A 6,000-nucleotide genomic window follows, 5' to 3' on the forward strand; every position below is an offset into this window, starting at 1 on the left:
AAACACTATAGTCAATTACTCAATTGGCTCTAGCTGGTCAATAGGCCAACGCGGTGTGGCATGAACAGACAAATCAGCCGTTTCGCCATTCTTCAGGCGCTGCATGCCCGCATAAGCGATCATCGCACCATTATCTGTACAGAACTCAGTGCGTGGGTAGTACACCTCACCACCGACTTTCTTAGCAAGCGCCTCAAGCTCAACGCGCAGTTGTTTGTTGGCACTTACACCGCCAGCAATCACTATACGTTTCATGCCCGTTTCAACCAAGGCTCGCTTACACTTGATTACTAAGGTTGCACAAACAGCTTCTTGGAATGCATAAGCGATATCAGCGCGAGTTTGGTCATCATTATCGTTATCGCGAATGGTATTCGCTGCGAACGTCTTCAAACCAGAAAAGCTCATATCTAGACCCGGACGATCGGTCATTGGACGCGGGAACTTAAAACGACCCGGAGTGCCTTTTTCTGCCAAGCGAGATAGCAGTGGACCACCAGGGTAATCTAAGCCCATCAGCTTCGCGGTTTTATCAAACGCTTCACCCGCTGCATCATCAATCGATTCACCAAGAATTCGGTATTCACCAATGCCTTTCACTTCTACCATCATAGTATGGCCGCCAGAAACCAGCAGAGCCACAAATGGGAATGGAGGTGGATTGTCTTCTAACATTGGCGCAAGAAGGTGGCCTTCCATATGATGGACAGGCACAGCAGGCACGCCCCACGCATAAGCAATACTGCGACCAATCGTTGCACCTACAAGCAAAGCGCCCACTAAACCTGGACCAGCCGTGTAAGCCACACCATCAATGTCTTTCGACGTTAGGTTCGCTTCAGCTAATGCCGCTTTAATAAGAGGAATTGTTTTTTTCACGTGGTCACGCGAAGCTAGCTCAGGTACCACACCACCGTAATCGGCGTGCAGCTTTACTTGGCTATATAATTGATGAGAAAGCAGCCCTTGCTCATCATCATAAATCGCGATTCCTGTTTCATCACAAGAGGTTTCAATACCAATAATGCGCATAATTTTCTCGGCACGCTTTCGTCTAAAATGGGAAATTAGCGCAATATTACCCTGCCTAAGCTCTTCAAACAAATATTGTACAGACTATAATCGACAAAGTGCTTTACAAAGCCACTGTGATCGGATTAAAATTCCGCACCATTTTTGATCAAGCTGGTTAATGGCCAAACGCGAATAGAGAGTTAGCTCGATGGGTAACTTCTCTGATTTGGTACTGAGTAGCCAGCGATAATGAATAACCCCTGAGGTGAAAGGCATATGCCAATAGTTAAAGTACGTGAAAACGAACCGTTCGACGTTGCACTACGTCGTTTCAAGCGCTCTTGTGAAAAAGCAGGTATCCTTTCTGAAGTTCGCCGTCGCGAGCACTACGAAAAGCCAACTACAGTTCGCAAACGCGCTAAAGCAGCAGCTCAAAAGCGTCACGCTAAGAAGCTAGCTCGCGAAAACGCACGTCGCGTTCGCCTGTACTAATAACTTAATCCATAAGGACTGAGTTATGGCTCTTATTGAACAACTCAAAGAAGAGCAAAAATTAGCGATGAAAGCCAAGGACAAACCGCGCCTTGGCACTATCCGCTTAGCTCTTTCAGCAATTAAGCAACGTGAAGTTGACGAACGGATCACTCTGAACGACGACGACATTCTTGCTGTATTAGTTAAAATGGTTAAGCAACGTCGCGATTCTGTTGCTCAATATGAATCAGCAAATCGTCAAGATCTTGCTGACGTGGAAAAAGCAGAAATTACGGTACTTGAAGGCTTTATGCCTCAACCGCTAACTGATGAAGAAGTTATTGCACTACTTGATAGCGCAATCGCCGAAGCTCAACCAGCGGGCATGCAAGACATGGGTAAAGTAATGGCTATCTTGAAACCACAAATTCAAGGGCGTGCAGATATGGGTAAAGTTAGTGGTTTAGTTCGTTCTAAACTCGCTTAATCCCAAATCAAATTGCAACAAGCCGTGCAATCCTTCGGAACGCACGGCTTGTTTGTATCTGTAACCTATTCAAACTATTATTATCCACACTCTCAGTTAGTGCATTTTTCTAAGGTTTTATGGCAGGACACATCCCGCGTAGTTTCATTGATGATCTCCTAGCGCGTCTCGACATTGTCGACATAGTGGACGCACGCGTGAAACTTAAGAAAAAAGGCAAAAACTATGGTGCTTGTTGCCCATTCCACAACGAAAAGACCCCTTCTTTTAGCGTAAGCCAAGAAAAACAGTTTTATCACTGCTTTGGTTGTGGCGTACACGGTAATGCTATCGACTTCATTATGGAGTTCGAACGTCTCGATTTTGTTGAAGCGATTGAAGAGCTTGCCTCTTTCTTAGGCCTCGATGTTCCTAGAGAGCAACGCAGCGGCGAGATATCAACAGCACCAAGAGCCAACAGCGAACAAAAACGTAACCTCTACGATTTGATGGGCGGCATCAGTAATTTTTACCGCTCTCAACTGAAAATATCAGCCAACAAACCTGCGATTGATTACCTAAAGAATCGTGGCCTTTCGGGCGAGATCGTCCAGAAGTTTGGTATTGGTTATGTGGCCGATGAGTGGGACTTAGTTCGTAAGAACTTTGGCCAACAGAAAGAAGCCCAAGACATGCTCGTAACTGGCGGCATGTTAATTGAGAACGATAAAGGTAACCGATACGACCGATTCCGTGGACGCGTAATGTTCCCGATTCGCGATCGTCGTGGCCGTGTGATTGGTTTTGGTGGTCGTGTATTAGAAGACGGTACTCCAAAATATCTCAACTCACCAGAAACGCCTATCTTCCATAAAGGTAAAGAGCTTTACGGCCTTTATGAAGTGCTGCAAGCCTACCGTGAACCGCCGCAAATACTTGTGGTTGAAGGTTACATGGATGTAGTGGCATTAGCGCAATATGGTGTTGATTACTCAGTAGCATCACTGGGCACATCGACAACCGGTGACCACGTTCAAATGCTGTTCCGCCAAACCAGCACAGTGGTTTGTTGTTACGATGGTGACCGAGCAGGTAAAGAAGCCGCGTGGCGCGCACTAGAAAATGCCCTTGAGTACCTGAAAACCGGTAACACACTCAAGTTTCTATTCTTGCCCGACGGTGAAGACCCAGACAGCTATATAAGAGAACACGGCAAAGCCGCTTTCGAACAGCTTGTTCAAAATGCGACACCGCTTTCGACCTATTTGTTCGATAACCTGATTGAAATACACAAGTTAAACTTGGGAACAACCGAAGGGAAATCGGCACTGCGCGCACACGCTAGCGCATTGATTAACAAAATCCCTGACAGTTACTTCCAAGAGTTGCTCGAAAAATTGCTCGATGAGCGCACTGGATTTGATAACCAATTGAGACGAGCGCGTGTTCATACACAGAACCCGATACCTCAACCGCACAAAGAGCTGAAACGCACTCCAATGCGTGAAGTTATCGCTTTGCTTATCCAAAATCCGAGCTATGCTGATATGGTACCGGATTTATCAAGTGTCAAAGGCTTACAGCTGCCTGGACTAAGTTTATTCGTCGAAGTACTTGATAAATGCCATGCGCATCCCCATATCAACACAGGCCAATTATTAGAGCATTGGCGACACAATAAACATGAGGCTCTTCTGTCTCGTCTCGCGAGCTGGGAAATCCCCCTCGACGAAGACAATCAAGAAGACATATTTTTAGACTCATTGGACAATATACTTGCCCAGTGCGTTGAAAAACAAATTGAAAACCTGCAGGCCAAAGCAAGAAGCGTCGGTTTATCAGCCGAAGAAAAAAGGGAGCTACTAGCTTTAATGCTAGATCTAAAAGCGTAACCCTGTTTGATTAGTCAGCATTTAATAAATTTGTTAACATAATTGGTTTGCATTTGAGAATGCAACGTCCTTCACCAGACCTGAAGTTGGATATCATCTATGGATCAAAATCCGCAGTCACAGCTTAAATTACTTGTTATTAAAGGCAAGGAACAAGGCTATCTGACCTACGCCGAAGTAAACGACCACCTACCTGCAGAAATCGTGGATTCTGAACAGGTAGAAGACATCATTCAAATGATTAACGACATGGGTATCAAGGTAGTTGAAACTGCACCTGATGCTGATGATCTAGCACTTAATGATGACGATGCCAATATAGATGAAGATGCAGCCGAAGCTGCAGCTGCTGCGCTTTCAAGCGTAGAAAGCGAGATTGGCCGTACTACTGACCCAGTTCGTATGTACATGCGTGAAATGGGTACAGTTGAACTACTGACTCGTGAAGGCGAAATCGACATTGCGAAGCGTATTGAAGATGGTATCAATACAGTTCAACTATCGGTTGCTGAGTACCCAGGCACTATTCCATACATCTTGGAACAGTTTGACCGCGTACAAGCAGAAGAGATTCGCTTAACAGACCTAATCAATGGCTTTGTTGACCCAGACGACGATGGCACAGCTGCGCCAACGGCGACTCACATCGGTTCAGAACTTGCTGAAACTGATCTGGAAGACGAAGACAAAGAAGACGCAGAAGACGATGAGGAAGAGGAAGAAGAAGATACAGGTATCGATCCTGAACTTGCTCTTGAGAAGTTCACAGCACTTCGTACTAGCTACCAGAATCGTCAACTAGCGATCAACGAGTACGGCCATGAAAGCCCGAAAGCAATGCTTGCAACGACAATGATGCAAGACGTATTCAAAGAGTTCCGTCTAACACCAAAACAGTTTGATTACCTAGTAAACGAACTGCGTAACTCTATGGATCGTGTACGTACTCAAGAACGCCTAATCATGCGTCAAACGGTTGAGTACGGCAAAATGCCGAAGAAATCTTTCATTGCTCTATTTACTGGCAACGAATCTAGCGAAGCATGGTTGGATGAAGTTCTTGCTTCAGACAAGCCATACGCAGAAAAGATCAAACGTAACGAGCACGACATCCGTCGCTCTATCCAAAAACTGGATATGATCGAACGTGAAACGTCTCTTACTGTTCAAAGCATCAAAGATATCAGCCGTCGCATGTCTATCGGTGAAGCGAAAGCTCGTCGTGCGAAGAAAGAGATGGTTGAAGCGAACTTACGTCTAGTAATCTCGATTGCTAAGAAGTACACAAACCGTGGTCTACAATTCCTGGATCTAATCCAAGAAGGTAACATCGGTCTGATGAAAGCGGTAGATAAGTTTGAATACCGTCGTGGTTACAAGTTCTCTACTTACGCTACTTGGTGGATCCGTCAAGCAATCACTCGTTCGATTGCCGACCAAGCTCGTACTATCCGTATTCCGGTTCACATGATCGAAACGATCAACAAACTAAACCGTATCTCTCGTCAAATGCTACAAGAGATGGGTCGTGAACCACTTCCGGAAGAACTGGCTGAACGCATGCAAATGCCTGAAGACAAGATCCGTAAAGTACTGAAAATCGCTAAAGAGCCAATCTCAATGGAGACACCAATCGGTGACGACGAAGATTCGCACCTAGGTGATTTCATCGAAGATACAACGCTAGAACTACCTCTAGACTCTGCAACGGCAACCAGCCTACGCGGTGCAACTAAAGATGTTCTTGCAGGCCTAACACCTCGTGAAGCTAAAGTACTGCGTATGCGTTTCGGTATCGACATGAACACTGACCACACTCTTGAAGAGGTTGGTAAACAGTTCGACGTAACTCGTGAACGTATCCGTCAGATCGAAGCAAAAGCACTACGTAAACTTCGTCACCCAAGCCGCTCAGAAACTCTGCGTAGCTTCCTAGACGAGTAATCGCACACTCAAGTGTGGTTAGCTTTTAAGCATAAATAAGAAAAGGTGAGCGTTGGCTCACCTTTTTTTTATCTGTGTGATTTAAGTGGCTAAGATGTAAGCGGAATTGCCCCTTATAGTGTCTAGACACCATTGAACGCTTCCCCTATAATCTATGCCCTACGGCCCCTTAGCTCAGTGGTTAGAGCAGGTATAACCCCCACTTTCGTT

At 45.6% G+C, this 6,000-nt stretch carries 5 protein-coding genes; 4 read left to right on the forward strand and 1 reads right to left on the reverse strand.

The genetic code is table 11. The features are described from left to right. Window positions 1-15: 15 nt before the first annotated feature. Entirely contained in the window at window positions 16-1,032 is a 1,017-nt protein-coding gene (tsaD, locus tag AB4167_RS10475; RefSeq protein WP_372136499.1) for a tRNA (adenosine(37)-N6)-threonylcarbamoyltransferase complex transferase subunit TsaD, read from the reverse strand. Window positions 1,033-1,290: 258 nt separating this feature from the next. Between tsaD and rpsU the strand changes: the two genes are divergently transcribed. From rpsU to rpoD, 4 genes are all read left to right on the forward strand, one after another. Further along, entirely contained in the window at window positions 1,291-1,506 is a 216-nt protein-coding gene (gene rpsU, locus AB4167_RS10480; protein WP_004396009.1) for a 30S ribosomal protein S21, read from the forward strand. 25 nt (window positions 1,507-1,531) lie between these two features. Beyond that, the gene (locus AB4167_RS10485) at window positions 1,532-1,975 is read left to right on the forward strand and encodes a GatB/YqeY domain-containing protein (RefSeq protein WP_017069475.1); all 444 of its coding nucleotides are present in this window, start codon (window positions 1,532-1,534) and stop codon (window positions 1,973-1,975) included. 119 nt (window positions 1,976-2,094) lie between these two features. Continuing rightward, complete coding sequence (dnaG, locus tag AB4167_RS10490; protein WP_372054842.1) at window positions 2,095-3,846, forward strand: DNA primase; 1,752 nt, start codon at window positions 2,095-2,097, stop codon at window positions 3,844-3,846. A gap of 99 nt (window positions 3,847-3,945) precedes the next feature. Next, a complete protein-coding gene (rpoD, locus tag AB4167_RS10495; protein WP_048614894.1) occupies window positions 3,946-5,790 on the forward strand; it encodes an RNA polymerase sigma factor RpoD in 1,845 nt (614 codons plus the stop codon). Window positions 5,791-6,000 lie beyond the last annotated feature (210 nt).

Origin of the sequence: Vibrio sp. 10N.286.49.E11, from assembly GCF_041469505.1 — a bacterium.
In the GTDB taxonomy this organism is placed as follows: Bacteria; Pseudomonadota; Gammaproteobacteria; order Enterobacterales; family Vibrionaceae; genus Vibrio; species Vibrio crassostreae_C.